We start from the raw sequence: 24016 nt of genomic DNA, 5'->3' as shown, positions 1-24016 counted from the left end.
TGTAAACAGTGGCATCCTGCAACTGATCTGGTCGACGGCGGCAAGCGTCGCGGCGAGTCCCTTTTGAGGAGGAGGATGCCCCGATGGCGACTGCAGCCGCGCCCCAGCCCGTCACCGATCGCTATGACATGAGCCCCGCCGCGATCTATTCGGAGGATCGCTGGCAGGCGCCCTTCGCCGAAATCCGCAAGGCCGGCGGTATCGTGAAGTGCGAGGACAGCGTCCACGGCCCCTATTGGAATATCGCGAGCCATCAGGCGATCCAGCATGTCGAGGCGCTGCCCGACATCTATAGCTCCTCATGGGAATATGGCGGGATCACGATCCTCGAACGCGACGAGGATGAGGATTTTCGCCTGCCGATGTTCATCGCGATGGACCGGCCGCAGCACACCGACCAGCGCCGCACCGTCGCCCCCGCCTTCACCCCCGCCGAAATGACGCGCCTCAGCGAAGACATAAGGAATCGCACCGGCGAGGTGCTCGACGGCCTGCCGTGGGGCGCGACCTTCGACTGGGTCGACCGCGTATCGATGGAACTGACGACGCAGATGCTCGCGCTGCTGTTCGACTTTCCGTGGGAAGACCGCCGCAAGCTGACCGAATGGTCCGACTGGATGGGCGACGTCGAACTCGCGCAAAAGGTCGAACTCAAGGAACAGCGCCGCGCGGTGCTCGAAGAAGCCTTCGTCTATTTCCAGCGACTGTGGATGGAAAAGGCGAACCAGCCGCCGACCCCCGACCTCCTGTCGATGATGCTCCACAGCGAAGCGATGAGCCACATGGACAAATATGAGTTCATCGGCAACCTCGTCCTCCTGATCGTCGGCGGCAACGATACGACGCGCAACACCATGTCGGGGCTCGCCTATGGGCTCGACAAATATCCCGACCAGCGCGCGAAGCTCGAAGCCGATCCGGCGCTCATCCCCAATGCGGTGAGCGAGATCATCCGCTGGCAGACCCCGCTCGCGCACATGCGCCGCACCGCGCTCGCCGACGCCGATCTGTTCGGGCATTCGATCAAAAAGGGCGACAAGCTCATCCTCTGGTATATCTCGGCGAACCGCGACGAGAGCGTGTTCGACGACGGCGACGCGCTGCGGCTCGATCGCGAGAATGCCCGCCGCCACCTCTCTTTCGGTTACGGCGTTCACCGCTGCGTCGGTGCGCGCCTCGCCGAACTGCAACTGCGCATCCTGCTCGAGGAAATGGCGGCGCGGCGGATGCGCGTGACAGTCACGGGCGATCCCGAGCGCGTCCACGCCTGTTTCGTCCACGGCTTCCGCGCGCTGCCGGTACGAATCGAGAAATATTGACGCCCGCTTGTAACCCGGCGGCCGCGCCATACGTATCAAGGACATGATCGAACGTCGTTACATTCTCGGCGGACTCGCGCTCGGCGGCGCCGTCATCGGCGCGCCGATGCTTTTCGCCAAATCGGCGCGTCCCAAGGCGCAGGCCGGCTGGCAGCTCAGCGACGCCGAATGGAAAAAGCGCCTGTCGCCGCTTCAATATCGCGTGCTGCGCGAGGCCGCGACCGAGCGCGCCTTCACCAGCCCGCTCGATCGGGAAAAACGCGCCGGCACTTTCGTCTGCGCCGGCTGCGCGCTGCCGCTCTATTCGAGCAAGACCAAGTTCGACAGCGGCACCGGCTGGCCGAGCTTCTGGGCGCCGCTCAAAGGCGCGATCGGCACCGCGACCGACCGCGACCTCGGCTATGCGCGCACCGAAGTGCATTGCCGCCGCTGCGGCGGCCACCTCGGCCATGTCTTCAACGACGGGCCGAAACCGACGGGCAAACGCTATTGCATGAACGGCGCGGCGCTCGGCTTCCGCGCCGCCTGATCCCTACTCGGGCTTCACCCGCCACACCGACAGCCCCGCGCGCGAGCCGATCGGCACCGCGTCTAGCCACGCCGGCGGCGTCCCCGCGTAAAGCTGCGCGCCCAGCGAATCCTTCCTCGCGAGGCGATATTTGGTAAAATCATTGGCGGTGCGGCAAAAGACGACCAGCGTCGCCTGCTGCCGCCGCACCAGCGCCTCGGCCTTCGCCGGATCGCCTGCAAAGGCGCGGATCGTATCAGCCATCGCTTGCCTGTTGCGGTGATGCGGCGTCGCGACGAGGCTGTGCCGCGTCCAGAACACCAGCGGCGCGCCGAGGTCGATCGGCGTCAGCAGCGTCGTCGCTCGCAGATGATTGAGGTCGGCGATCGCCGTGGGGTCGAGGCAGTTCGCCTTATAGGGGTTGGCCTCGGCCTTCTCCGCGGTCGCCCTTTTCTCCTCGTCTTTGAGCGCGGGGACCAGCGGCGTCAGTGCCGCGGCGACCGCCATGCTGCCGAGCAGCGGCAGCGTCAGCGCCGCCATCGCCGACGCGAGGATGCGCGGCACCGTCGACGAAATCGTCCGCGCCCAGCCCCACGCGCGCAGGCCGAGCCAGGCGCAGCCGGGCAAGGCGAAGAGATGCGCGGTCGACACGCTGCGGAACACGAGCAGCGACAGCGCCGCCGCCCCGGCGAGCGCGACGATGACCGTCGCCCAATTCCTTCGATCCGCGGCCTCGGCCGAACCACGCCACGCAAGGATCGATCCGACCAGACCGATGAGCGTCGGCACCAGCACATGGATCATGTCGTGCGGCTTCGCGACCCACAAAGGCTGGCCTTCGAGGACGTTGCGATACCAATATTGCACGACGATAGGATCGAGGGCGGCAAAGGGTCCGTTCGCGCATTGCGGTTCGGTTCCCACCAGCGCCCCCGCCGCCGCGATGCCGGCCAGCCCTAGCAAAGCGAAGCGGACCCACGCCATGCCGGGATTCGCGCGCGCCGCGGCAAAACTCACCGCCGCCGCCGCGACGAACGCCGCCATATAGGGAGCCGAAAGCGAATCGCACCAGCTACCGACGAGGCCCACCGGACCGCGCGTCACGAACTGGAGCAGGATCGCCCCGGCCGCGAGCGCCCCCATATAACCACACAGCCGCGCGCGATCCTCGCTCCGGCCCTCTAGCGCCCAGCGCAGCGCCGCAAGCCCCGCGAACAGCGCGACGACGGGCAGCCCTTCGATCGACACCGCGAGCAGCGCCGCCGCGAACAGCCCGCCGAGCAGCCCCGCCTGCCAGCTCGCGGGGCGCAGCGCCTGCGCCATCACCAGCATCGCAAGGAAAATCTGCCAGCCATGATGGTCGACGCGCAGCGGCCGGAACTGGACGAGGATATAGCCCGACATGATCAGGAACAGCGGCACCACATAGGCAATCCGACGGTCGGACAGATTGCGGTAGCCGAGCGCGCAGGCGACACTGAGCGCGGCGCCGAGCAGCGGCGGCCACAGCGCCATCACGATCCGCTCGGCCATCGCCTGCCCGAACAGCGGCTTCAGGATAAGGATTCCAGCAGCAAGCGGCGCATCGACGATGCGCGACCAGTGCATCAGCACGCCGCCGCCGGCCGGATTGACGCGATATTGCGCCAGATCCCACCAGCCTTGCCCGGCGAGCAGGTCGCGCACCTGCGCCATGCGCATCGCATCGTCGGTATCGGCGAGGTCCAGTGCCCCGATCGCGCGCCATTTGGCGGCGATCGCGATCAGGCTCATCAAGCCCCAGATAATCAGTGCGATGCGCGCGGGCGTGAACCAGGGACCGAGCTTGATGCCGCCCGGATTTGAAGCGGGCGGCGCGTCGCTCATGCCGCGGCGGCCCGGAACACGATATGGCGGCGCAGCAGATAGGTGGTCTGGAAACTCACGACGATCGCCGCGAGCTTGGCGAGCCGCGGGTCGAGCCCCAGCGCACTGCCCCCGCCGACGATCGCGGTCGTGACCGCGAGGCCGACGAGCGCCGAGCCGACGAAAAGCAGCTTCTGGCGATGCCGCTCACCCGTGCCGCGCGCCGCGGCGCCGTCGGCGAAGACGAGCCGGCTCGAAATCACCCAGTGAACGAGGATGCCCGCGCAATATCCGGTCGCCGACGCCGTTACCGGCGCCAGCCCGGCGTCGAGCAACAGCAGAAACAGCCCCGCGTCGCTGCCGAGCGCGAGCCCACTCGCGAGCAGATAGTTCAGCCAGCGAATCTCGCCGCGCCGCACCGACGCGATCAATTTGGTGATGGGTTGCATCGCACCGATCCCGGACGGGCCTTACGCCGCCTTAGCGACGCGCGCCGGCACCTCGCGAACCGACGCCAGCGCGGCCTGTTCGCCCTCGGTGCCGCTCTCATGATATTCGGCATCCTCGTTGACGCCCCAGATGTCATAGAGTTTCTCGCCCGCGGCGATGTTGCGCACCGTCAGCATCGCGGTCATCATCGCATGATCCTGGTTGTTATAGCGGTGCATGCCGTTGCGCCCGACCATGTGCAGCGTCGGATAACGCGCCTCGAGTTCGCTGCGCATCGTCTCGACATGCGCGGCATATTCATCGTCATAGACAGGATAGGCCTTTTCCTGCCGCACGACGGCGCCGCCGACGACATCTTCGGGGTCGCAAAGCCCCAGGATTTCCATTTCCTTCGTCGCCAGCGCGATCAGGCGCTCGTCGCTCGACGCCCAGAGCCCATCGCCTTCGAAACAGAAATATTCGAGGCCGACGCACGCGAGTTCGGGGTCGGGCACCATCTCGGGCGACCAGCTGCGGAAATTCTGCACCCGGCCGACTTGCACCTTGCTGTCGTGGATATAGATCCAGTTGTCGGGGAACAGATCCTCCGAGCGAATCTTGAGCGCGACGGTCAGAAAATCGCGATATTTGAGGTTCGATGCGGCATTCAGCGCGCACGCCGGTAGCGGGTGGATGCGTGCCGCCAGTTCGCGCATCGGCGCCGAGCTGATCACATGGCCGGCGTCGATCACGACATCGCCGTCGGGCCCGCTCGCGGTCATCCGCCAGCGCCCGGTCTTCTGGTCCTGCGTCAGCTGCTTGAAGCTGTGCCCCATCAGCACATGATTGCCGCCCGCGACGACCTTGTCGCGCGCCGCCTCCCACATCATGCCGGGGCCAAGCCGCGGATAGCGGAAGGTTTCGAGCAGGGTCTTGGTCGCCATGCCGTCATTGGGTTTCTTGTTGAGCCCGAGGCTACGTTTCAGCCCGTCGATCACCGCGCCGCCGAGCGAAAGCCCCTTGATGCGCTGCGCCGCCCAGTCGGCCGACATCTCGTCGCACGGCATCCCCCACACCTTTTCGGTATAGGTCTTGAAAAAGATCGAATAGAGCTTCCGCCCGAACTGGTTGATCGTCCAGTCCTCGAAACTGCGCACCTTTTTCTTCGGCAGCAGCTTCGCCTTGGCGTAGCTCACCATGCACAAGGTCGAACGCACCACGCCGAGGTTCCACAGCGCCTCGAACGCGCGCAGCGGATAGGAATAAAATTTGCCCTCATAATAGATGCGGCTCATCCGCGGGCGCTCGATGAAATCGTCGGGCAAAATCTCGTTCCACAGCTCGACGACTTCGCGGCTTTTAGAAAAGAAACGATGCCCGCCGATATCGAAACGAAAGCCCTCATGCTCGACCGTCCGGCTGATCCCGCCGACATAGACCGCGTCCTTTTCGATCACCGTCACGCTGTAACCCTGCTGCGTCAGCAGATAGGCGGCGGTCAACCCCGCAGGACCGGCACCGATGATGGCGACGTCGGCGCTCGTCGGACGATTTTTCGAACCAGAGGCTTCGGACATGCTTATTATTCCCCACAGGCAAATTCATGCTCGCTACCCCTGTGGCCAATCATGGATAAAAACTGGTTAACGCGGCGCCGGGATTCTGCCGCAAAGGCCGCTTCGCACCTTGGGGCGCGGCCCGTGTTGCTGTAAAACGGCTTCAGCCAAGGAGGCGCACGATATGGCAGGCGGTCTGGCAATCGTATTGAGCGGCGGCGGCGCGAAGGGCGCCTTCCAGGTCGGCGTCGTCCACGAACTCGTCGTCAATCGCAGCGTCCGGCTCGACATCGTCGCCGGCGTCTCGACCGGCGCGATCCAGGCCTTGGGGGTCGCGCAGGACGATGTCCCCGCGCTGCTCGACGCCTGGCTCGGCATCCGCGGCAACAGCTCGATCTACAAATCGCGCCCGCTCGGCGTCGTCGGCGGGCTGCTCGGCGAGGATGCGCTCTACGACACCGCCCCGCTCAAACGCCTGCTCAAGGGCTTCGCGAACGAAACGAAACTGCGCGCGAGCGGACGCAAACTCCTGCTCGGCGTCGTCAATCTCGGCACCGGCACCTATCGCACGATCGACGAAAGCGTGCCCGGCATCCACAATTGGGTCTATGCGAGCTGCGCGATGCCGCTCTTCTTCGATCCGCTGAAGACGCGCGCGCGCGACGGGACCGAGGAGCAATGGGTCGACGGCGGGGTGCGCGACGTGACGCCCCTGAGCTCGGCGCTCGAAATGAACCCGCGCGGGGTGATCGCGGTGCGCGCCTCGCCCGCGCCGCAGCCCGGCCCGGTGCGCACCTTCCCCAACCTCATCAAGATCGGGCTGCGCGCGGTCGATATCCTCCAGTCCGAAGTCTCGGCGAACGACCTCTCCGGTGCAGCACTGATCAACGACCTGATCGCCGCGCGCGAGGCGCAGCTCCGCGCGCTCCAGAACGAAGGCATCGGCGGCGCGCAGGCGGCGCGCATCCTCCGCCCGCTCGACGTCCAAATCGCCCACTACCGCTTCGCGCCGATCCGCATCATCGAGCCCGAAGAGGAAGTTGCCGAAACGCTCGAATTCGACCCCGCCCGGATCCGCGCCGCAATCGACGCCGGCCGCCGCGCCGTCGACCGCGAATGGGACGCGCTGGAGCCGCTGCTGAGTTGAGGGCGATCAGCGACCGCAATCGGCCGGAGACTGCCGTCCTATTCATCGTCATCCCAGCGAAGGCCGGGATCTCTCCCTATCGGATTCACGCACCGGCGAGATCCCGGCCTTCGCCGGGATGACGGAATAGAGAGTGGCAGCTCCCCACCCCAAAGCTGACTAGAATTCGTCGTCCCCATCGCCCGGCGGCCCGCGCGCATTGTTGCCACCGGCAGGCGCTTCGTTCCGTATCGCAACGTCACGCACCAGCGGCTTCAGCACCAGCGTTCCCAGCCGCACGCGCGGCGTCGCCTTGCCCGGCACCGCACTTATCACAAATGCCCCGTCGAGCCGTAGCGCCGCCGCCGACGCCTCGCCCAGCCGCACCGTATAGCGCCCGTAGGCGACGCCCTCGAACAGGAAATAGCCGTCGAATTCGGTCAGCGTCGCCGCGCGCACACGCTCTTCGACATCGATCAGTTCGACGCGCAGTCCCTCGACCACATTGCCGCCGTCGCGCCGGAAAACCCCCTCGATTTCTCCCGCCGCCGCCATCGGCAACAACACCCGCGTCGCAACGCCGGGCCGCGGTGTCACCACCACCCCCGGCAGCGCGGGCTGGACATAGGGGTCGGGCAGGCTGCCCGCGTCGATCCCGATCATCACCGCGCGGAACGGCTCGAGCCCGTCGATCATCCCGCGCCCCGCCTTGTCGGTCGCCGCGTCGACAAAGGCGTTGCCCGCGGTCAGCGGCACATCGGGCATCGCCGCCTCGCCCGGCTGGCGCACCCCGTCGCCATTCTCGTCCATCCACACTTCGGCGACCACCCGCCCCCGGCTCGCGAGCTTCTCAGCTGATACGCGCCAGCCGCCGTTCGACCGCGGCCCGAAGCTTAAGGCGAGCGCCAACGACGCCGCGATCGATCCGTCGCTCGCGACCTCGCCGAATCCCGTCAGCTGCAACTTGTTGAAACGACGCGTATATCCCAGCCCGGCGCGCGCGCGATCGAGCCCACGGTCATAGCCGAGCTCGGCGCGCCATTCGGCCTCGCCCTTCCCGGCCCATTCGCCGATCAGCACCATGCGCGTGTCGCTATTCTCGCCCGCCAGCGCGAAACGCGCCTCACCACGGACGCGAACCCGCCCGATCCGGGCGTTGGCGAGCAGGCTGGCGGTGAGGTTGTCGGGGGGATCGGCGCCGGCCGGCGCCTTCGTCCGGCTCCAGTCGAGCTGGCCGGTGAAAGTCAGCGCGCGAAAGCTCGCCGACGCGCGCGCGCGCGCCTCCAGGCTGTCGCCCCCCGACCATCGCTCGACCTGCCGCACATCGAAATGGAGCGGCAATATCGTCCGCCCCAGCTTCACCGGCTGATCGACCGACACCGAATAAATGCCGTTGATATTGCCCGACAAACGATCGGACACGAACCCGCCCCAGCCGCGCATCGCGTCGGCCCGCACATAGGTTTCGCCGAACGCCGCGAGCCAACCCGCGCGCGCGGCGATGCCGCCATCATTGGCATAGCTGCCGCCGACTTCGAGCAAAGTCGGCCCGATCGAGCGCCGCAGCGCGACCTCGCCATAATGACGGCGGACATTCTCGATCAGCAGACTGTGCAGATGGACGGATGCGGAGGTGCGCGTATCGAGCCCGCGCTCCACCCCCGCCGTCGCGCGCCACCCGCGCCGATACGCGCCCCCGCGCCGGCCCCCGAATTCGATCAGATCGGTGTTTTCCTGGGCAACGCCCGCCCAATACCAGGTCTGCTGCGGCGGGATCGAATCCATGCCCACCTGCACCTGCTTGATCTCGCGCCGCACCTGCCCCTGCGGCCCGTACAGTATGATCTCGAAGCGGTTTGCGCCATATTGCAGCGGCACGTCGATGAATTCATAGCGGCCGTCGCCATTCGGGCTCGTGAAGGCGAGCAGCTGCCCGTTGCGATAGAGTTCGGCGTCCCAGCCCGCAGGCAGATCGCCGCGGAAATCGGTCTTGTCGAACGCGTCGGGGCGCTCGACCGGGCGATTGGTCAACACCGCCCCGCGCCCCGGCGCCGACGCCGCGACGATTCCCGTCGAGAGCAGGCCGACGTCGCCGACGCCATAATGCGTTGCATTCAGCGCGCCGAGCAGCCGCCCTTCGGGATCGGTGCGATAGAGCCGCGTCCGCAAGCTGTCGGGCACCCCCTCGTTATCCGACGACAGCCGCGCGTCGAAACTTTGCGCCAGCACCTCGCCCGCGGCGAAAATCTCGTAGCGCCCTTGCACATAGGATCCGCCGCGCTTGTCCGACACGACCCCCGCCGAGGCGACGACATCGACCGACGGGCTCGCCCATGCCCGATACGGCCGCGCCGCCTGCGGCAGGCTCGCCAGGTCGAAGGCCGCCTGCGGGCGGATCGACGCTGCGCGCCCGCGGCGTTCGGCGGCGAGCTGGAACGGCAGCTTTTCCTTCGCATCGACGCGCAGCACCGCGTTCGACAAATCGGCGGTCAAAGGCACGCCCAGCCACTGGTTCAAACTATCGAGGTCGACGCACCAGCCCGCCGCCGTGTCGCGGATCGTCGTCGCGTCCAGCGCGAAACTCCGGCTCCCCGCCCGCACCTCGCCCGCGTCGCGGTCGATCGTCAGGCTGCGCCGCTCGTCGAACACCCATCCGGTTGCGCGGCGCAACTTCCGGTCGACGCGCACCGCAAGGTCGAGCGCGAGCACGACATCGCCCAGATCGACGCAAATCCCCTGCGGCGTCCGATATCCGCGCACCCCGTCGCCGAGCCGGTATTGCCCCGACCTCACGTCGAACAGCCAGCTGTCGTCCGCGTTCGGCGCCCACGCCGCGGAGGAGGGAGAAACCGCCGTTCGATCAACGGCTTCGGCGCTGGCGGGCGCGAGACCCGCCAGCGCCAGCGCGGCGACGACGAAGCGCCCCCACCGCATCACGGCCGCGCCTACGTGTCCGTCCGATTTCTACTTCACCACCCGGTCGGCCTCGTCGATCGTGCCGCCGCCGATTTCGCGGTCCTCCGAATAGCGGATGCGCACCGGCCCTTTCAGCTTCGCCGCCACCTCGTCCGGGACGCGCAGCGACACCGTGCGCGCGCCGACCTCGGGATAGACCGCGATCCCGCGCGCGACGAGCAGAGGTTCGGCCACCCCCGGCCGCGTCACCTCGATATCGCCATAGATCGAGCGGCTTCCCGTCCGCGACAAGTCGAAATTGAACGCCGGCCCGTCCGCCCCCTCGCTGACCCAAGCGTCGCCGATCACCGCCTCCGCGCCAAGGTCGCCGACGCGCACGATCACCGGTATCGTGATGCCGTAAATCGGCGTCAGCGCGATCGACACGCCGGTGCTCGCGGACTTCGCTTCGGCTGACTCCGCCGGAACCGTATCGGGAACCGCGCGGAACAGCATATGCGCGCGATATTCACCCGGCGGCAGCCCCTCCGGCACGCGCACCCCGACGCGCACCACCTGCGGCTGGTTCGGCGGCAGCGTCACGCGGCGCGGGCTGAAGACGATCATGTCGAGCGCCGCGCGCTCGGCGGGCGTGGCCTTTTCCTCGGCGATCTCGTCGAGCCCGCCCGCGGCGGTCATCCGCTTGATCTCGAGGCTGATGCGATAGGTCGCGGGCGCGCTGCCGATATTGCTCAGCACCACCTCGGTCCCGCGCGATCCGTCGAGGATGACCCGCGTCGGCGCGACGAGCAGATCGCCCGACGCCAGCGCGGGCGATACCGCGGCGCCGAGCGCAGCCGCGGTGAATAGGCCAAAGGCCTTCAAAAAGCGAAGCATGGATACGATCCCCACAATCGTCCGGGAGCCGGCCCCACACCGTCCCGATGGTCGCGTCCTGTTTGCGCCGACATGGTTGATATTTCGCTAACCATCGCTGCGGCCCCGCAAAAAAAGGGGTCGCCGAACCCTCGCCCGGCGACCCCATTTACACGGCTGGCGGATCCAGGCCCGCCAGGCCCCCAATATTTACTGATAATTGGCGGTGACGTTGAACGTCCCCGAATAATCGCCCGACGCCTGGTTGGCGCCGACGCTCAGCGTGCCGCCGATCTGAAAGCTGCCGCCGGTGGCGCCGAGCGTGATGTTCGGCGCCGAATAGGTCAGCGTCGACGTCATGCTACCGCCCAGCGATCCGTTGAGCGTCACGCTCGCATCGCCGCCGACGAGCACCACCGCGCCGCTCGTGCCCTCGACGTCGAAGCTGCCCGCGGCAGCCGTCCCGGTGCAGGTCAGCCCGACGCCGCAGCTCACGCCGCCCGCGGTCGACACCGCGACGGTCGACGCGGTCGCGCCGCTGATGATCGTCGCATATTGCAGGTCGCTGGTCTTGGTGAGCGTGATCTGGCGCAGGATCTTGGCCGTCGCCGTCCCGGTGGCCGTCGCCGCATGCGCCGCCGGGGCGTTCATGGCGAGGGCAGCAATCGCGGCGCCCAGCAGGGCGCGCTTCATTCCATAGTTGCGCATATGATTTGGTCCCTTGAATTCGGTCTAAATTCGAATGGAAATCCCACCCCATTCGGCGACCCGTTTAGGGCGCGACCCGTTCAGTCTTTGCCAGCAAGCTTGGTTAACGGGACGGCAGGAATTGGTCCCGTACTTTCCAAATAATCACTTTAAATCAATGTATTAAGATAAATAAAGCTTCGCCGCGCGAAGCATTTTATCACGGGCTCTGGCCCGGACTGATACAAATCCGCCGCGCTCGCGGCCCCGGCGGACCATGTTTCGATTCGCGCAGAGACCGCAGAGGCAGAGATTTACGCAGCGAACTTCGTGAGCCAGCCTCTTCGTGGCTTTGTGCGAAACAAACTTGGGCCGACGTCTGCGGCATCGAACCAACACTTCTGCGATCGCTGGGCCCAATGATTATGGCCCGCGAACGACCCCTAGATTCCTTCGCCCGACAATCGCTGGCAGATCATGTCGAGCTGGTCGAGCGACGCGAATTTCAGCGTCAGCGCACCCTTGCCCTCACCCGCATATTGAATCGCCACGCCGATTCCGAGCAGTTCGGACAAATGCCGCTCGACCGCGACGATGTCGGGGTCACGCCCGACCCCGTCCATGCTCTTATATTCGAGCGGCGCCTGGCGCGGCGCATCGCCGCCCTTGCCGGCGCGCACCAGCGCCTCGACCGCGCGGACCGACAGGCCTTCCTTCGCGACGCGGCGCGCGATCGCTTCGGCGTCGTCGACGCCGATCAACGCGCGCGCATGGCCCATCGCCAGCGATCCGTCGCCGACCAACTCCTGCACGCTCGCGGGCAGGTCGAGCAGGCGCATCAAATTCGCGACATGGCTGCGCGACTTGCCGACCAGCTTCGCCAAGGCTTCCTGATTATGCCCGAAATCCTCGATCAGCCGGCGATAGGCGCTCGCCTCTTCGATCGCATTGAGGTCTTGGCGCTGGATATTCTCGACCAGCGCGATCTCATAGGTCGCGGCATCATCGAGTTCGCGCACGAGCGCGGGTATCTGGTGCAGTCCCGCGCGCTGCGCCGCGCGCCAGCGCCGTTCGCCCGCGACGAGTTGATAACCGTCGCCATCTGGCGCACGGCGGACGATGATCGGCTGCAACAGCCCGCGCAGCCCGATCGAATCGGCAAGCTCGGCGATCGCCGTCTCGTCGAAATGGCGGCGCGGCTGCCCGGGCAGCGGGCGAATGGCGCCGACAGGGATATGCTGCACCGAATCACCCGCCACCGGCGCCGCGCGCGCCGCGCTCCCCGGCGTCGCCAGCACCGGCGCCTCGACCGCGGCGTCGCCAAACAGAGCGTTCAGCCCGCGACCCAGCCCCGAAGGGCGCTTGCGAATCGGCGTTGCGCCACTTTCTTTTTCAATATCAGACATTTAGGCCGCCTTCCGAATCTCGGGAAGCCGGTCGATCAACTCGCGCGCCAGCGCGATATAGGCGGCCGACCCGGCGCAGCGATGATCGTAGATCAGCGCCGGCAGCCCGTGGCTCGGCGCTTCGGACAGGCGCACGTTGCGCGGAATCACCGTTTCGAACACGACGGGGCCAAGCACGTCGCGCACATCGTCCGACACTTGGTCGGTCAGCCGGTTGCGGCGGTCGAACATGGTCAGCGCGACGCCGAGGATCGACAATTTCTGATTGAACCGCTCGCGCACGCGCTCGACCGTGGTGAGCAGCTGGCTCAGCCCTTCAAGGGCGAAAAATTCGCATTGAAGCGGCACGATCAGCGATTCGGCCGCGATCAGCGCGTTGAGCGTCAGCATACCCAGCGACGGCGGGCAATCGATCAGGCATATATCCCACTGCCCCGCTTCGGCGCCCGACAGCGCCTGTTGCAGCCGGTGCAGCCGGTCCTGAAACTCGATCAGCTCGATTTCGGCCCCCGACAGGTCGACCGTCGCCGAAACAATATCGAGCCGCGGCACCGCGGTCGCAATCGCGCATTCGGCCACCGTCGCATCGCCGCGAAGCAGCTCATAGCTCGAATATTCGCGCTGTGACTGCTTGATCCCGAGCCCGGTCGAGGCATTGCCCTGCGGATCGAGGTCGACGATCAAGGTCCGCCAGCCGGTCGCCGCGAGCGCGGTGGCCAGATTGATCGCGGTCGTCGTCTTGCCGACCCCGCCCTTCTGGTTCGCCACGGCAATGCGGATCATCGCTTTCCTCGCTGTTTCGCCGCGATACGCCCCTGTCCCACCAAAATCTGGCTGTCGGCGTCGGTGCGGCTCTGTTCCACGTGGAACATTCTCTGCCATGCCTCGGGCAGCAATGCCAGTTCCTTAACCGCGTTTCGCCCTTTTGGCAGCAGCCAGCGCGTCGATTCGGTGGAAAAACGGGCGGACAAGTCGAGCAGCTTGTCGAGCGGCGCGAAAGCCCGCGCGCTGATCGTCGCTGCGGGCCGCGTGGCGACGCGTTCGAGCGGTGCCTCGGCGATCTCGACATGGGCCAGATCGAGCTCGGCCGCGACCGCGCGCAAGAAGTCGCAGCGCCGTTTGCGCGATTCGACCAGCAGCATCGGCCGGGAACTCAGGATTGCGACGACCAGGCCCGGCAATCCCGGCCCACTTCCTAAGTCGACCCAGAGCCCGTCGCCACTGCGCGTGTCGAACGAAAGAAGCTGCGCACTGTCGGCAATATGCCGCACCCACATCGTCGGGATCGTCGATGCTGCGATCAAATTCTGCTCCGCATTTTCGGCGACGAGCATGTCGACGAAGCGTTCGAGTTGAACCCATTGACCAGGGCTCGGTGCGAATGTCTTCCCCAGCCAAATCCGGGCGGCTTCTCCACTGTCGAGAAGATAATCGATCATATATCGTCTTCAGTAAATGGCATCACCGTCGGAAGGGGCGTCGCCCGCTTCCGGTTAAATCGGCTGCGTCGATACTCGCTTTGATACTCCCGCCGTTGCTTGGCTACTTCATACAAAACGATCCCGGAACTGGTTCCAAGGTTTAGGCTCTCGATCATTCCGAACATCGGTATTGCGATGCACATCTCGCTGCGCTCCACGGCAAGGTCGCTGATGCCCCGTTTTTCATTGCCGAACCACACCGCAAGCTTTGTGTGCTGCTTGTAATCACCTTCATGCAAAAAGCGGCTCTGCTTTCCCTTCACATGAGGAGAAGTAGCGATCGATACGAAACCCTGCTTTTCCAGATGATCGAAGCACTCCTCCGTGCTGTCGAAGCGTTTGACAAAGGTCCATTTCACGGCCGAAACGGAAGTCTGAGACAGCGATTTACGCGAACGCATGTCCTGCCAATTATCCGGCAGCGCCTGCCGAGGATCAACGATATAGACCTTCTCGACACCAAGCGCGTTGGCGTTCCGAATAACGGTTCCGATGTTCCGGATGTCGGAAGGGCTTTCGATTACCGCGATCAGATTCTTGCAGCGAAACGCTCGTATCGCATCAGCACGATCCCGAACCGATCGCTTGGATTTTGCAGCCTCGTCAGCTGTTTTATGTTCGTCTGTCTGCATCCGACCGGTCTAGCAGGCTTCAGGCGGCGTTCAACGCCCCGTCGGGATAAGCCTCAAGCCGCGCGGCGCCGGCTGTGCACCATGATCGCGGTCAGTGCCGCCGGCGTGACCCCATCGATCCGGCCCGCCTGCCCCAGCGTCTCGGGCCGCGCCTTGGTCAGCCGCTCGACCATCTCGCGCGACAGCCCGCCGATCGCGGCATAATCGAGCACGGGATCGAGCAGGATCGCCTCGTTCGCTGCGAGCGCGCGCAATTCGGCATCCTGCCGCGCCACGTAAGGAGCATAATGCGCATCCTCGGCGACCTCCGACAGAATCGCGGAATCGATCGAATCGAGTTCGGGCGCAAGGGCGGCAAGCCGCGCCATCGACATCTCGGGATAGCGCAGCAGCTCGATCCGCTTGCGCGCGATCCCGTCGCCCGGCAGTGCCAGCCCGATCGCCGCATAATCGGCGGTCGTCACCGTGACATCGAGCAGAGCTTCGGCCCGCACGCGCGTGCGCTGCCGCGTCTCAAACAGCGCCGCCGTCGCTGGACGAACCAGCCCGAGCGCGATCCCTTTTGGCGTCAACCGCGTTGCGGCGTTGTCGGCGCGCAGCCGCAGCCGATATTCGGCGCGCGCGGTGAGCATCCGGTATGGCTCGGTCACCCCCTGCAATACCAGATCGTCGACCATCACCCCGATATAGGATTCGCTGCGGTCGAAAATCATCGGGTCACGGCCTTGCGCCGCGAGTGCGGCATTGGCGCCCGCGATCAGCCCTTGCGCCGCCGCCTCTTCATATCCCGTCGTCCCGTTGATCTGCCCCGCGCACCAGAGCCCGGCGATCGCGCGAACCTGCAACGTCCGGTCGAGCGCGCGCGGGTCTATATGATCATATTCGACCGCATAGCCCGGAACGACCATTTCGACCGTTTCGAGACCCTCCATCGTGCGCAACATGCTCAACTGGACATCGGCGGGCAACGAGGTCGAAATGCCGTTCGGATAGACGAGGACCGAGTCGAGCCCCTCGGGCTCGAGAAATACCTGATGTCCGTCGCGGTCGGCGAAACGGTGGATCTTGTCCTCGATCGACGGGCAGTAACGCGGCCCCGCCGCGCCGATCGCGCCGGTAAACAGCGGCGAACGATCGAGGTTCGCCGCGATGATCGCGTGGCTTTTACCATTCGTGTGCGTGATTGCGCAGAAAATCTGCGGCACCGTCCGTTCGCTGTTCCACGTGGAACAGGTCCATGTCGCGCCTTCGGCGCTGTCCGAAGCCTGCTCGGCGAGCCGCGCCCAATCGATCGTGCGCCCGTCTAGCCGCGGCGGCGTTCCCGTCTTGAGCCGCGCCATCGGGAGGTCGGCCGCGCGCAATTGCTGCGCGAGGCGATGCGCGCCCGCTTCACCGATGCGCCCGCCCTCCATTCGCTCTTCACCGCGGAATAGCCGGCCGCCGAGAAAAGTTCCGGTCGCGAGGACAATCGCGCCCGCCGTCAGCACCGATCCATTGGCGAGTTCGAGTCCTTCGACCCGCCCCTCATCCGACAACCGCAACGCCGCCGCTTCGCCGGCTACAACCCTGATGCCTTCTTCGGAAGCCAACAGTGCCTGAATCGCCTCGCGATAAAGTTTTCGGTCGGCCTGGATACGCGGTCCCTGCACCGCCGCGCCCTTCGACGCGTTGAGCATCCGGTAATGGATCGCCGCACTATCCGCCGCGCGCGCCATCCACCCATCGAGCGCATCGACCTCGCGCATCAAATGGCCCTTACCGAGCCCACCGATCGCCGGGTTGCACGACATCGTCCCGATCAGCGCGGGGTCGAAACTGACGAGCCCGACGCGCGCGCCCAGCCGCGCCGCGGCCGCTGCGGCCTCGGTCCCGGCGTGTCCACCGCCAACGACGATGACATCGAAACTTGCGCTATTTTGCATGATTGCGGCGCCCTTAGCGCAAAGCGCGTAGTGAATCTACCGGATCGCGACCAAAGCGATGTTCCACGTGAAACATCATTTCCCGATGCAGAAACGGCCGAACAGTGCGTCGAGCATTTCTTCGACCCCCGCCCGCCCCGTAATGCGGTCGAGCGCCGTCGCGGCGAGGCGCAACCGCTCGGCGAGCAGGATCAGGTCAACGGCCTCGCGCGACCCCGCCTCGACTTCAAGCCATTGTTTCGCCTCGGCAAGTGCAGCGCGCTGACGCTGGCGCAACGCCGCGTCGCCTTCGCGTGGCAACAAGGTCCGCGCCATCTCGACGATATATTTGTGGAGGCTGTCCATCCCCTCGCCCGTCGCCGCCGACAGGACCAGATCGCAATGCGCCGCCCGGGCCTCGGCCGCCACATCGCCGCGCCACCGATCGGCCTTCGCCGCGATCAGGATCGGGCGCGGATGATCGGGCGCCTCGTTCGGCGGCCCGAGCCACAGCAATATATCGGCGCCCTCGACCGCCGCCTTCGCCCGGTCGATCCCGATCGCCTCGATCGCATCGGCACTTTCGCTCCGAATCCCCGCCGTGTCCGAGAATCGCATCGCGATCCCGTCCAGCGCCAGCACCGTTTCGATCACATCGCGCGTCGTGCCGGCCACCGGCGACACGATCGCCAGCTCGCGCTGCGCCAACGCGTTGATAAGGGTAGACTTTCCGGCATTGGGCGGCCCCGCGATCACCACCGACAACCCCTCGGCAATGACCTCTGCCGCCGGACGCGCCAGCCACTCCCCCAACTCGCCCGCCAGCTCACCCATCCCCGAAATCAAACGCCGCGCGACAGCGTCGCCGACTTCGACATCATCCTCATCGGCAAAATTAAGCTCGGCCTCGGCCCCCGCCATCAAGCCGAGCAGCCGGTCCTGCCACTCTGCCACCGCACGCGACACATGCCCGCTCGCCATGCCGAGTGCCTGCACCCGTTGGCTCTCGGTCTCGGCCGCAAGCAAATCAGCGAGCCCCTCGGCCTCGGCGAGGTCGATCCGTCCATTATCGAACGCGCGCCGCGTAAATTCGCCCGCAACGGCAGCCCGCAACCCCGGCATCGCCGCGAGCGCCGTCTCGACCGCCGCGACCACGGCGCGGCCGCCATGCAGGTGCAATTCGGCGAGATCATCGCCCGTCGCCGTCGCCGGACCGGGAAACCACAGGATCAAAGCGTTATCGAGCGGCGTGCCATCGGCATCTTTGAGCGCGGCGAGTGAGGCATGGCGCGGTTCGGGCAACCGCCCCGCCAGCGCCGTCAACGCCGCACCAGCCCCCGGTCCGCTGACGCGCACGACGCCGATCGCCGCCGGCGGCATCCCGCTCGACAGCGCAAAAATCGTGTCGCTTACCGGACTTTGGTTCAGCTCTTGCGCCCCTTGGCGGGCTTGTCATCATCGGTCGTGTCGGTCGGCTTCGCCCCGCCCATCAACCCGCCACCGAACTGGCCGAGCAAGGACTGGACCAGCCCCAGCCCGCTCTCCCCCATCGGCACCCAGGTCTTGACCATCGACTGGACCATGTCGGGGGTGATCCCTTTCGCCATCAATTCCTTGACGCGGTCGAGATAGATGTCGTGCAGCGGCTCCAAGTCGGGAAGGCCGAACAGCCGGCGCGCCTCCTCCGGGGTGCAATCGATCTCGATATGGAACTTCATCGCATGTCTCCGCCCCGAAAAATGCCGGTTAGCCGCTTGAGCCCTGCCCGCAGCCCCGCTAGCTTCGCGCTTTCACAGCAAAGAAGCAAGACAGGAGAGCTCCCCACATGGCCGCGACCAACACCGACATCCCGACGCTCGACGGCGCCGGCACGATCCCCGCCTATGTCGCGCGGCCCGACGCCGACAGCGCGCGCGCGATCATCGTCATCCCCGAAATCTTCGGCGTCAACGAAGGCATCCGCCAGAAGTGCGACGATTGGGCGGCCGAAGGCTATCTCGCGATCGCACCCGACATTTTCTGGCGCTTCGCTCCGGGCGTCGAACTCAGCCCCGATGTCGAGTCCGAATTCCAGCAGGCGCTCGGCTATTTCGGCCAATATGACGCCGACGACGGGGTCAAGGATATCGAGGCCGCGATCCACTGGCTGCGCGGCGAGGGAGTCGACAGGATCGGATGCGTCGGCTTCTGCCTCGGCGGCCGCCTCGCCTATATGGCCGCCACGCGCACCGATATCGACGCGTCGGTCGGTTATTATGGCGTTATGATCGACCAGATGCTGAACGAAGCGCACGCGATCGCCAACCCGCTCATGCTCCACATCCCGACCGAGGATCATTTCGTCGATCATGCGGCGCAGAAGACGATTCACGAGGCGCTCGACCCGCATCCAAAGGTCACGCTCCACGACTATCCCGGGCTCGACCACGGTTTCGCCGCGACGATGGGCAACCGCCGCAACGAGGAAGGCGCCGAACTCGCCGACGGGCGCACCCGCGCCTTTTTCGCCGAGAAGCTCGCATGAGCCAGCATCCCGGCCTCGCCGCCTGGCACACCTATATGGCGGGCGGCGGCGACCCGCGGGCGCTGCGCGACCTGCTCGCCGAGGATGCGGTATTCCACTCGCCCGTCGTCCACACGCCGCAGGAAGGTGCCGACAAGGTCTTCACCTATCTCCATGCCGCGAGCCATGTCCTCGGCGGCGACGATTTCCGCTATCTGCGCGAGATCGTCGACGGCGATCAGGCGGTGCTCGAGTTCCAGAGCAGCCTTGATGGAATCCAGATCAACGGGGTCGACATCATCCGCTGGAATGACGAAGGGAAGATCCAGGATTTCAAGGTGATGGTCCGACCGCTCAAGGCGATCAACAAGGTCTGGGAGAAGATGGCGGCGATGCTCACGGCACAAGCGAGCTAGGCCGCCGATGCGCCGCTGGCTCGTCTTTCCGGTTCTGCTGCTGCTCGCGGCGTTCGCGATCTGGTGGACGCCGGCGCGCTGGACGTTGCTGCTGTGGGTGCCGCTACTGCTTGTCGCGCTCTACGATGCGCTCCAGCGGCGCCACACGCTCCGCCGCAACTATCCGCTGATCGCGCGCACCCGCTGGCTGTTCGAGGATCTGCGGCCCTTCCTCTATTCCTATATCGTCGAAAGCCCGTTCGACGGCCGCCCCTTCACCCGTGCCGAGCGCGATATTGTCTATGCCCGCGCCAAGGGCGATCTCGACGCGCACCCGTTCGGAACCGAACTCGACGTCTATTCGGACGAATATGAATGGATGAGCCACAGCATCGCGCCAGAGATCGGCCACGACCGGACGCGGCGGGTCAAGATCGGCACCGCACAATGCGCGCGTCCCTATGAGGCGGCGCTGCTCAATATCTCGGCGATGAGCTTCGGCTCGCTCGGCGCGCGGGCGATCGAGGCGCTCAATCTCGGCGCGCGGCTGGGCAATTTCTACCACGACACCGGCGAAGGCGGCTTCAGCCCCTATCATCGCACCCACGGCGGCGACATCGTTTGGGAGTTGGGCAGCGGCTATTTCGGCTGCCGCGATGCAGGCGGCCGCTTCGACCCCGAACGCTTCCGCGACCGCGCGCAGGACGAGCAGATCAAGATGATCGAGATCAAGCTCAGCCAGGGCGCCAAGCCGGGGCATGGCGGAGTGCTCCCCGGCCCCAAGGTCAGCGCCGAGATCGCCGCGACGCGCGGCATTCCCGAAGGAGAGGACTGCATCTCCCCCGCCGCGCACTCGGCCTTCGCGACCCCGATCGAGATGGTCGAATGGGCGGCGAAATTGCGCGAGCTGTCGGGGGGCAAGCCCGTCGGGATCAAACTCTGCGTCGGGCAGCCGCACGAGATCTATGCCGTCATGAAGGCGATGATCGAGACCGGCATCCGCCTCGACTATATCATCGTCGACGGCGCCGAGGGCGGCACGGGCGCCGCTCCGGTCGAATTTTCGAACCGCGTTGGCATGCCTTTGCGCGAGGGTCTCATCTTCGTGCGCAACGCACTCGTCGGGTGCGGCCTCAAGGAAGAAATTCGCCTCGCCGCGTCGGGCAAGGTTCATTCGGGCGCGGGCCTCGCGGTCAATTGCGCGCTCGGGGCCGACTGGTCGAACGCCGCGCGCGCCTTCATGTTCTCGCTGGGCTGCATCCAGTCGCTCAAATGCCATACCGACATGTGCCCGACCGGCGTCGCAACGCAGGATCCCGGCCGCCAGAGCGGCCTCGTCGTCGAGGACAAGGCCGAGCGCGTGCGCCGCTTTCAGGCCGCGACCGTTTCGGCCTTGTGGGATATCAGCTGCGCGATGGGCCTCGATGATCCGTGGGCGATTCGGCCGCATCATTTGCACGAACGCCTCAATTCGGCGCGCTCGGACTCGATCGACCGCATCTATACATTCTACGAGCGCGGCGTCCTGCTGGCAGATCCGGGATCGGTGGCAAGTGCCCGCTACTGGGCGATGGCAAGCGCTAACAGTTTCCGGGCCGCTGTCTAGATCAGGCTGAGTTCGGCAAGCTCGCGGTAAAGTTCAGGCGGCAAATCGGCAAGTCCGTCGCTCTCGTCGATTCCTTTCGGCGCATCGCTGCCGGCCAGATAACGCCACCCTTGGTGCGCGCGTTTCGGCTGCGGATGAATGCGCTCAAGCTGTGACACACACACGATATCGATGCGCCCGTCGCTGCGATCCTCGAAGCGCAAAATCTCGACGCGCCCAACCAGCGTGTGTTTGACGATGAAATGCAGCTTGCCGCCGATCAGCTCGTCGGCACGCTTGGGCTTGAACCGCGTCGTGAACCGGATTTCGCCGCCTTGCGCATAGTTGGCGATCCGCGCTTGCAGCGCCGGATAATCGGCGCAGCCGACGGCAACGCGAGTCATGTGGAGTTGGAGCATGGTGGCGAGATGGGAAGCCGGTACGAAAAAGCCAGCCCCTCGCGGAGCTGGCCCTTTCGTTTTCACGCTGAAAAACCGGTCAGCCGAAGAGCGTCCCCACCCCGACACCCGGGTCGACCCAGCCTTCGTAGATCATCTTGACCGCCACATAGACGATCACGGCGAGCCCGAGGTAAGCGATCCAGCGATACCGCTCGATATATTTGGCGATGATGTTCGCCGCGAGGCCCATCAGGGCGACGGCAAAGATCAAACCGACGATCATGATGCCCGGATGCTCGCGCGCCGCGCCAGCGACCGCGAGCACATTGTCGAGACTCATCGACACGTCGGCAACGGCGACCGCCCAGGCAGCGCCGGCAAAGCTCTTGGCAGGCTTCAGGCCCGAATGCTCGTCGCCTTCAATTTCGGGCGAACCGTGCGACTGGCCAGTGTGACGCAGCTCGCGCCACATTTTCCATGCCACCCAGACGAGCAACAGGCCGCCAATGAAAATCAGACCGACGATCCCCATCAATTGCTGCACGACAAGCGCGAACGCGATCCGCAACACCAACGCGGCGAGCACGCCGATCAGGATGACCTTCTTGCGCTGATCGGCGGGAAGCCCCGCCGCCAGCGCGCCGACGACGATCGCGTTGTCGCCCGCGAGAACGAGGTCGATCATCAGCACCTGAAGGAAGGCCGCCAAGGCCGCGGGTTCAGTGATGTTCGAGAAATCCTTGACGATCGCTGCCCACATGCCGGCAGGCCCGCCAAATCCTTCGGTAGCCGCACCGGCTTGCACCAAAAATTCCAAAATCACAGCGGCTCTCCGAAATAGCTGACCTCGGGCATGGGGTCATAAAAGGGATGCAGCAACGTCCGCCACTGCTGATAACGGTCCGATTGCCGGAAGCCGTCGCGGTGATCCGCAATCGACCTCCACTTCACTAAAAGCAGATAGGCCCGTCCGGTTGCCGTCGGGCGGCGAATTTCGAGCGAAATGAATCCCGGCGATGTCTCGATCACCGGACGGGCCTCGGAAATCGCCGCCTCGAACGCGACCTCGCTTCCAGCACGAACCGAAAGCAAGGCATGTTCGAGAACGGCCATGATGCCGGCTTACTGGTTCATGCTGTCGAAGAAATCCTCGTTGGTCTTCGAATCCTTGATCTTGTCGAGCAGGAATTCCATCGCGTCGATCGTGCCCATCTGCATGAGGATGCGGCGCAGCACCCACATTTTCGACAGCTTGTCCTTCTCGACGAGCAATTCTTCCTTGCGCGTACCCGACTTGCCGACGTCGAGGCTCGGGAAGATGCGCTTGTCGGCGACCTTGCGGTCGAGCACGATTTCGGAGTTACCCGTGCCCTTGAATTCTTCGAAGATGACCTCGTCCATGCGGCTGCCGGTATCGATCAGCGCGGTCGCGATGATCGACAGCGAACCGCCTTCCTCGATGTTACGCGCGGCGCCAAAGAAACGCTTCGGACGCTGGAGCGCGTTCGCGTCGACACCGCCGGTCAGCACCTTGCCCGAGCTCGGGACGACGGTGTTGTAGGCGCGGCCGAGGCGCGTGATCGAGTCGAGCAGGATGACGACATCCTTCTTGTGCTCGACGAGGCGCTTGGCCTTTTCGATCACCATTTCGGCGACCTGGACGTGGCGCGTCGCGGGCTCGTCGAAGGTCGAGGAGACGACTTCGCCCTTCACGCTGCGCTGCATGTCGGTGACTTCCTCGGGACGCTCGTCGACGAGGAGGACGATGAGATAGACCTCGGGATGGTTGTCGGTGATCGCCTTGGCGATATTCTGCAGCAGCACCGTCTTGCCGGTGCGCGGCGGCGCGACGATCAGCGCGCGCTGGCCCTTGCCCTGCGGGCTGACGAGGTCGATCACGCGCGCCGACTTGTCCTTGACGGTCGGATCGACGGTATCGAGCGAGAGCTTCTGGTTCGGATAGAGCGGCGTCAAATTGTCGAAATTGACGCGGTGACGCACCGCCTCGGGATCGTCGAAATTGACCTTGATCAGCTTGGTGAGCGCGAAATAGCGTTCGCCGTCGCGCGGGGCGCGAATCTCGCCCTCGACGGTATCGCCGGTGCGCAGGCCATATTTGCGGACCTGGTTCGGCGAGACATAGATGTCGTCGGGACCCGCCAGATAATTGGCTTCGGACGAGCGCAGGAAACCGAACGAGTCCGGGAGAACCTCGATCGTGCCCGATCCGATGATTTCCTCGCCCTCTTCGGCGAGTTCCTTCAGGATCGAGAACATCAGGTCCTGCTTGCGCAGCGTCGACGCGCCCTCGACGCCCAGTTCTTCCGCCATTTCGACGAGCTGGGCGGGCGCTTTGGTCTTGAGTTCTTTAAGGTGCATGGGATGGATTCCAGATAGATAATCGGGAGAGATAGACGTAATTTTGTTGCACCGAAGGGGTGCCTATCCGGCCGGGGGACGACCGTTTCGAT

At 65.4% G+C, this 24016-nt stretch carries 23 protein-coding genes; 6 read left to right on the top strand and 17 right to left on the bottom strand.

All coding sequences use genetic code 11. The annotated features are described in order from the left end of the window. The first annotated feature begins 83 nt into the window (after window positions 1-83). Both GGR90_RS06785 and msrB read left to right on the top strand, forming a co-directional pair. Window positions 84-1319, top strand: coding sequence for a cytochrome P450 (locus GGR90_RS06785; RefSeq protein ID WP_167920510.1), 1236 nt, complete (start codon window positions 84-86; stop codon window positions 1317-1319). A 43-nt stretch (window positions 1320-1362) separates the two neighbouring features. Next, window positions 1363-1848: a peptide-methionine (R)-S-oxide reductase MsrB gene (gene msrB, locus GGR90_RS06780; RefSeq protein WP_167920508.1), complete on the top strand. Its 486-nt coding sequence runs from the start codon at window positions 1363-1365 to the stop codon at window positions 1846-1848. Between the two features lie 3 nt (window positions 1849-1851). On the opposite strand, the gene GGR90_RS06775 is transcribed toward msrB, so the two are convergent. Genes GGR90_RS06775 through GGR90_RS06765 form a run of 3 tightly spaced genes read right to left on the bottom strand, consistent with a single transcriptional unit; the run spans window position 1852 to window position 5678 of the window. Then, window positions 1852-3693, bottom strand: coding sequence for a hypothetical protein (locus tag GGR90_RS06775; RefSeq protein WP_167920506.1), 1842 nt, complete (start codon window positions 3691-3693; stop codon window positions 1852-1854). Beyond that, complete coding sequence (locus tag GGR90_RS06770; RefSeq protein ID WP_167920504.1) at window positions 3690-4121, bottom strand: GtrA family protein; 432 nt, start codon at window positions 4119-4121, stop codon at window positions 3690-3692. The genes GGR90_RS06775 and GGR90_RS06770 overlap by 4 nt, the downstream gene beginning before the upstream one ends. Window positions 4122-4142: 21 nt before the next feature. Beyond that, the gene (locus tag GGR90_RS06765; protein WP_167920502.1) at window positions 4143-5678 is read right to left on the bottom strand and encodes an NAD(P)/FAD-dependent oxidoreductase; all 1536 of its coding nucleotides are present in this window, start codon (window positions 5676-5678) and stop codon (window positions 4143-4145) included. Between the two features lie 163 nt (window positions 5679-5841). Between GGR90_RS06765 and GGR90_RS06760 the strand changes: the two genes are divergently transcribed. Beyond that, window positions 5842-6804, top strand: a complete 963-nt coding sequence (locus GGR90_RS06760) for a patatin-like phospholipase family protein (protein WP_167920500.1) — start codon at window positions 5842-5844, stop codon at window positions 6802-6804. 159 nt (window positions 6805-6963) lie between these two features. Here GGR90_RS06760 and GGR90_RS06755 read toward each other — a convergent pair whose 3' ends face one another. From GGR90_RS06755 to GGR90_RS06710, 10 genes are all read right to left on the bottom strand, one after another. Further along, window positions 6964-9717 carry a carboxypeptidase-like regulatory domain-containing protein gene (locus GGR90_RS06755; protein ID WP_245198421.1) on the bottom strand — a complete coding sequence of 918 codons (2754 nt, stop codon included), beginning with the start codon at window positions 9715-9717 and terminating at the stop codon, window positions 6964-6966. A gap of 30 nt (window positions 9718-9747) precedes the next feature. Then, window positions 9748-10575 carry a fimbrial biogenesis chaperone gene (locus GGR90_RS06750; protein ID WP_167920498.1) on the bottom strand — a complete coding sequence of 276 codons (828 nt, stop codon included), beginning with the start codon at window positions 10573-10575 and terminating at the stop codon, window positions 9748-9750. A gap of 189 nt (window positions 10576-10764) precedes the next feature. Continuing rightward, window positions 10765-11262 carry a DUF4402 domain-containing protein gene (locus tag GGR90_RS06745; protein ID WP_167920495.1) on the bottom strand — a complete coding sequence of 166 codons (498 nt, stop codon included), beginning with the start codon at window positions 11260-11262 and terminating at the stop codon, window positions 10765-10767. A 422-nt stretch (window positions 11263-11684) separates the two neighbouring features. Continuing rightward, window positions 11685-12647 carry a ParB/RepB/Spo0J family partition protein gene (locus GGR90_RS06740; protein ID WP_167920493.1) on the bottom strand — a complete coding sequence of 321 codons (963 nt, stop codon included), beginning with the start codon at window positions 12645-12647 and terminating at the stop codon, window positions 11685-11687. Then, window positions 12648-13430 carry a ParA family protein gene (locus GGR90_RS06735; protein ID WP_167920491.1) on the bottom strand — a complete coding sequence of 261 codons (783 nt, stop codon included), beginning with the start codon at window positions 13428-13430 and terminating at the stop codon, window positions 12648-12650. Continuing rightward, a complete protein-coding gene (gene rsmG, locus GGR90_RS06730) occupies window positions 13427-14086 on the bottom strand; it encodes a 16S rRNA (guanine(527)-N(7))-methyltransferase RsmG (protein WP_167920489.1) in 660 nt (219 codons plus the stop codon). Before rsmG ends, GGR90_RS06735 begins: the two co-directional genes overlap by 4 nt. Next, on the bottom strand, window positions 14083-14760 hold the full coding sequence (locus GGR90_RS06725) for a TrmH family RNA methyltransferase (RefSeq protein ID WP_167920487.1): 678 nt from the start codon (window positions 14758-14760) through the stop codon (window positions 14083-14085). The genes rsmG and GGR90_RS06725 overlap by 4 nt, the downstream gene beginning before the upstream one ends. Window positions 14761-14813: 53 nt before the next feature. Continuing rightward, the gene (gene mnmG, locus GGR90_RS06720) at window positions 14814-16682 is read right to left on the bottom strand and encodes a tRNA uridine-5-carboxymethylaminomethyl(34) synthesis enzyme MnmG (protein ID WP_167920485.1); all 1869 of its coding nucleotides are present in this window, start codon (window positions 16680-16682) and stop codon (window positions 14814-14816) included. Between the two features lie 75 nt (window positions 16683-16757). Beyond that, entirely contained in the window at window positions 16758-18062 is a 1305-nt protein-coding gene (mnmE, locus tag GGR90_RS06715) for a tRNA uridine-5-carboxymethylaminomethyl(34) synthesis GTPase MnmE (protein WP_342449912.1), read from the bottom strand. Window positions 18063-18085: 23 nt separating this feature from the next. Continuing rightward, window positions 18086-18379: a DUF6489 family protein gene (locus GGR90_RS06710; protein WP_167920481.1), complete on the bottom strand. Its 294-nt coding sequence runs from the start codon at window positions 18377-18379 to the stop codon at window positions 18086-18088. 107 nt (window positions 18380-18486) lie between these two features. On the opposite strand from GGR90_RS06710, the gene GGR90_RS06705 reads away from it, so the two are divergent. Genes GGR90_RS06705 through GGR90_RS06695 form a run of 3 tightly spaced genes read left to right on the top strand, consistent with a single transcriptional unit; the run spans window position 18487 to window position 21165 of the window. After that, window positions 18487-19185, top strand: a complete 699-nt coding sequence (locus tag GGR90_RS06705; protein WP_167920479.1) for a dienelactone hydrolase family protein — start codon at window positions 18487-18489, stop codon at window positions 19183-19185. Then, on the top strand, window positions 19182-19580 hold the full coding sequence (locus tag GGR90_RS06700) for a nuclear transport factor 2 family protein (protein WP_167920477.1): 399 nt from the start codon (window positions 19182-19184) through the stop codon (window positions 19578-19580). The genes GGR90_RS06705 and GGR90_RS06700 overlap by 4 nt, the downstream gene beginning before the upstream one ends. A 7-nt stretch (window positions 19581-19587) precedes the next feature. Then, the gene (locus GGR90_RS06695) at window positions 19588-21165 is read left to right on the top strand and encodes an FMN-binding glutamate synthase family protein (protein WP_167920475.1); all 1578 of its coding nucleotides are present in this window, start codon (window positions 19588-19590) and stop codon (window positions 21163-21165) included. Here GGR90_RS06695 and GGR90_RS06690 read toward each other — a convergent pair. From GGR90_RS06690 to rho, 4 genes are all read right to left on the bottom strand, one after another. Next, complete coding sequence (locus GGR90_RS06690; RefSeq protein WP_245198420.1) at window positions 21162-21548, bottom strand: DUF1489 domain-containing protein; 387 nt, start codon at window positions 21546-21548, stop codon at window positions 21162-21164. The genes GGR90_RS06695 and GGR90_RS06690 overlap by 4 nt on opposite strands. Window positions 21549-21642: 94 nt before the next feature. Next, window positions 21643-22305, bottom strand: a complete 663-nt coding sequence (locus tag GGR90_RS06685; protein ID WP_209023579.1) for a TerC family protein — start codon at window positions 22303-22305, stop codon at window positions 21643-21645. Between the two features lie 59 nt (window positions 22306-22364). Continuing rightward, complete coding sequence (locus GGR90_RS06680) at window positions 22365-22658, bottom strand: antibiotic biosynthesis monooxygenase family protein (protein WP_167920471.1); 294 nt, start codon at window positions 22656-22658, stop codon at window positions 22365-22367. A 9-nt stretch (window positions 22659-22667) separates the two neighbouring features. Then, window positions 22668-23924: a transcription termination factor Rho gene (gene rho / locus GGR90_RS06675; RefSeq protein WP_167920468.1), complete on the bottom strand. Its 1257-nt coding sequence runs from the start codon at window positions 23922-23924 to the stop codon at window positions 22668-22670. Between the last annotated feature and the right edge of the window lie 92 nt (window positions 23925-24016).

The organism is Sphingopyxis italica (assembly GCF_011926545.1).
GTDB lineage: Bacteria > Pseudomonadota > Alphaproteobacteria > Sphingomonadales > Sphingomonadaceae > Sphingopyxis > Sphingopyxis italica.
Note: the sequence above shows the minus strand (reverse complement) of the source record. Positions and strands in the feature narration are given on the sequence as shown.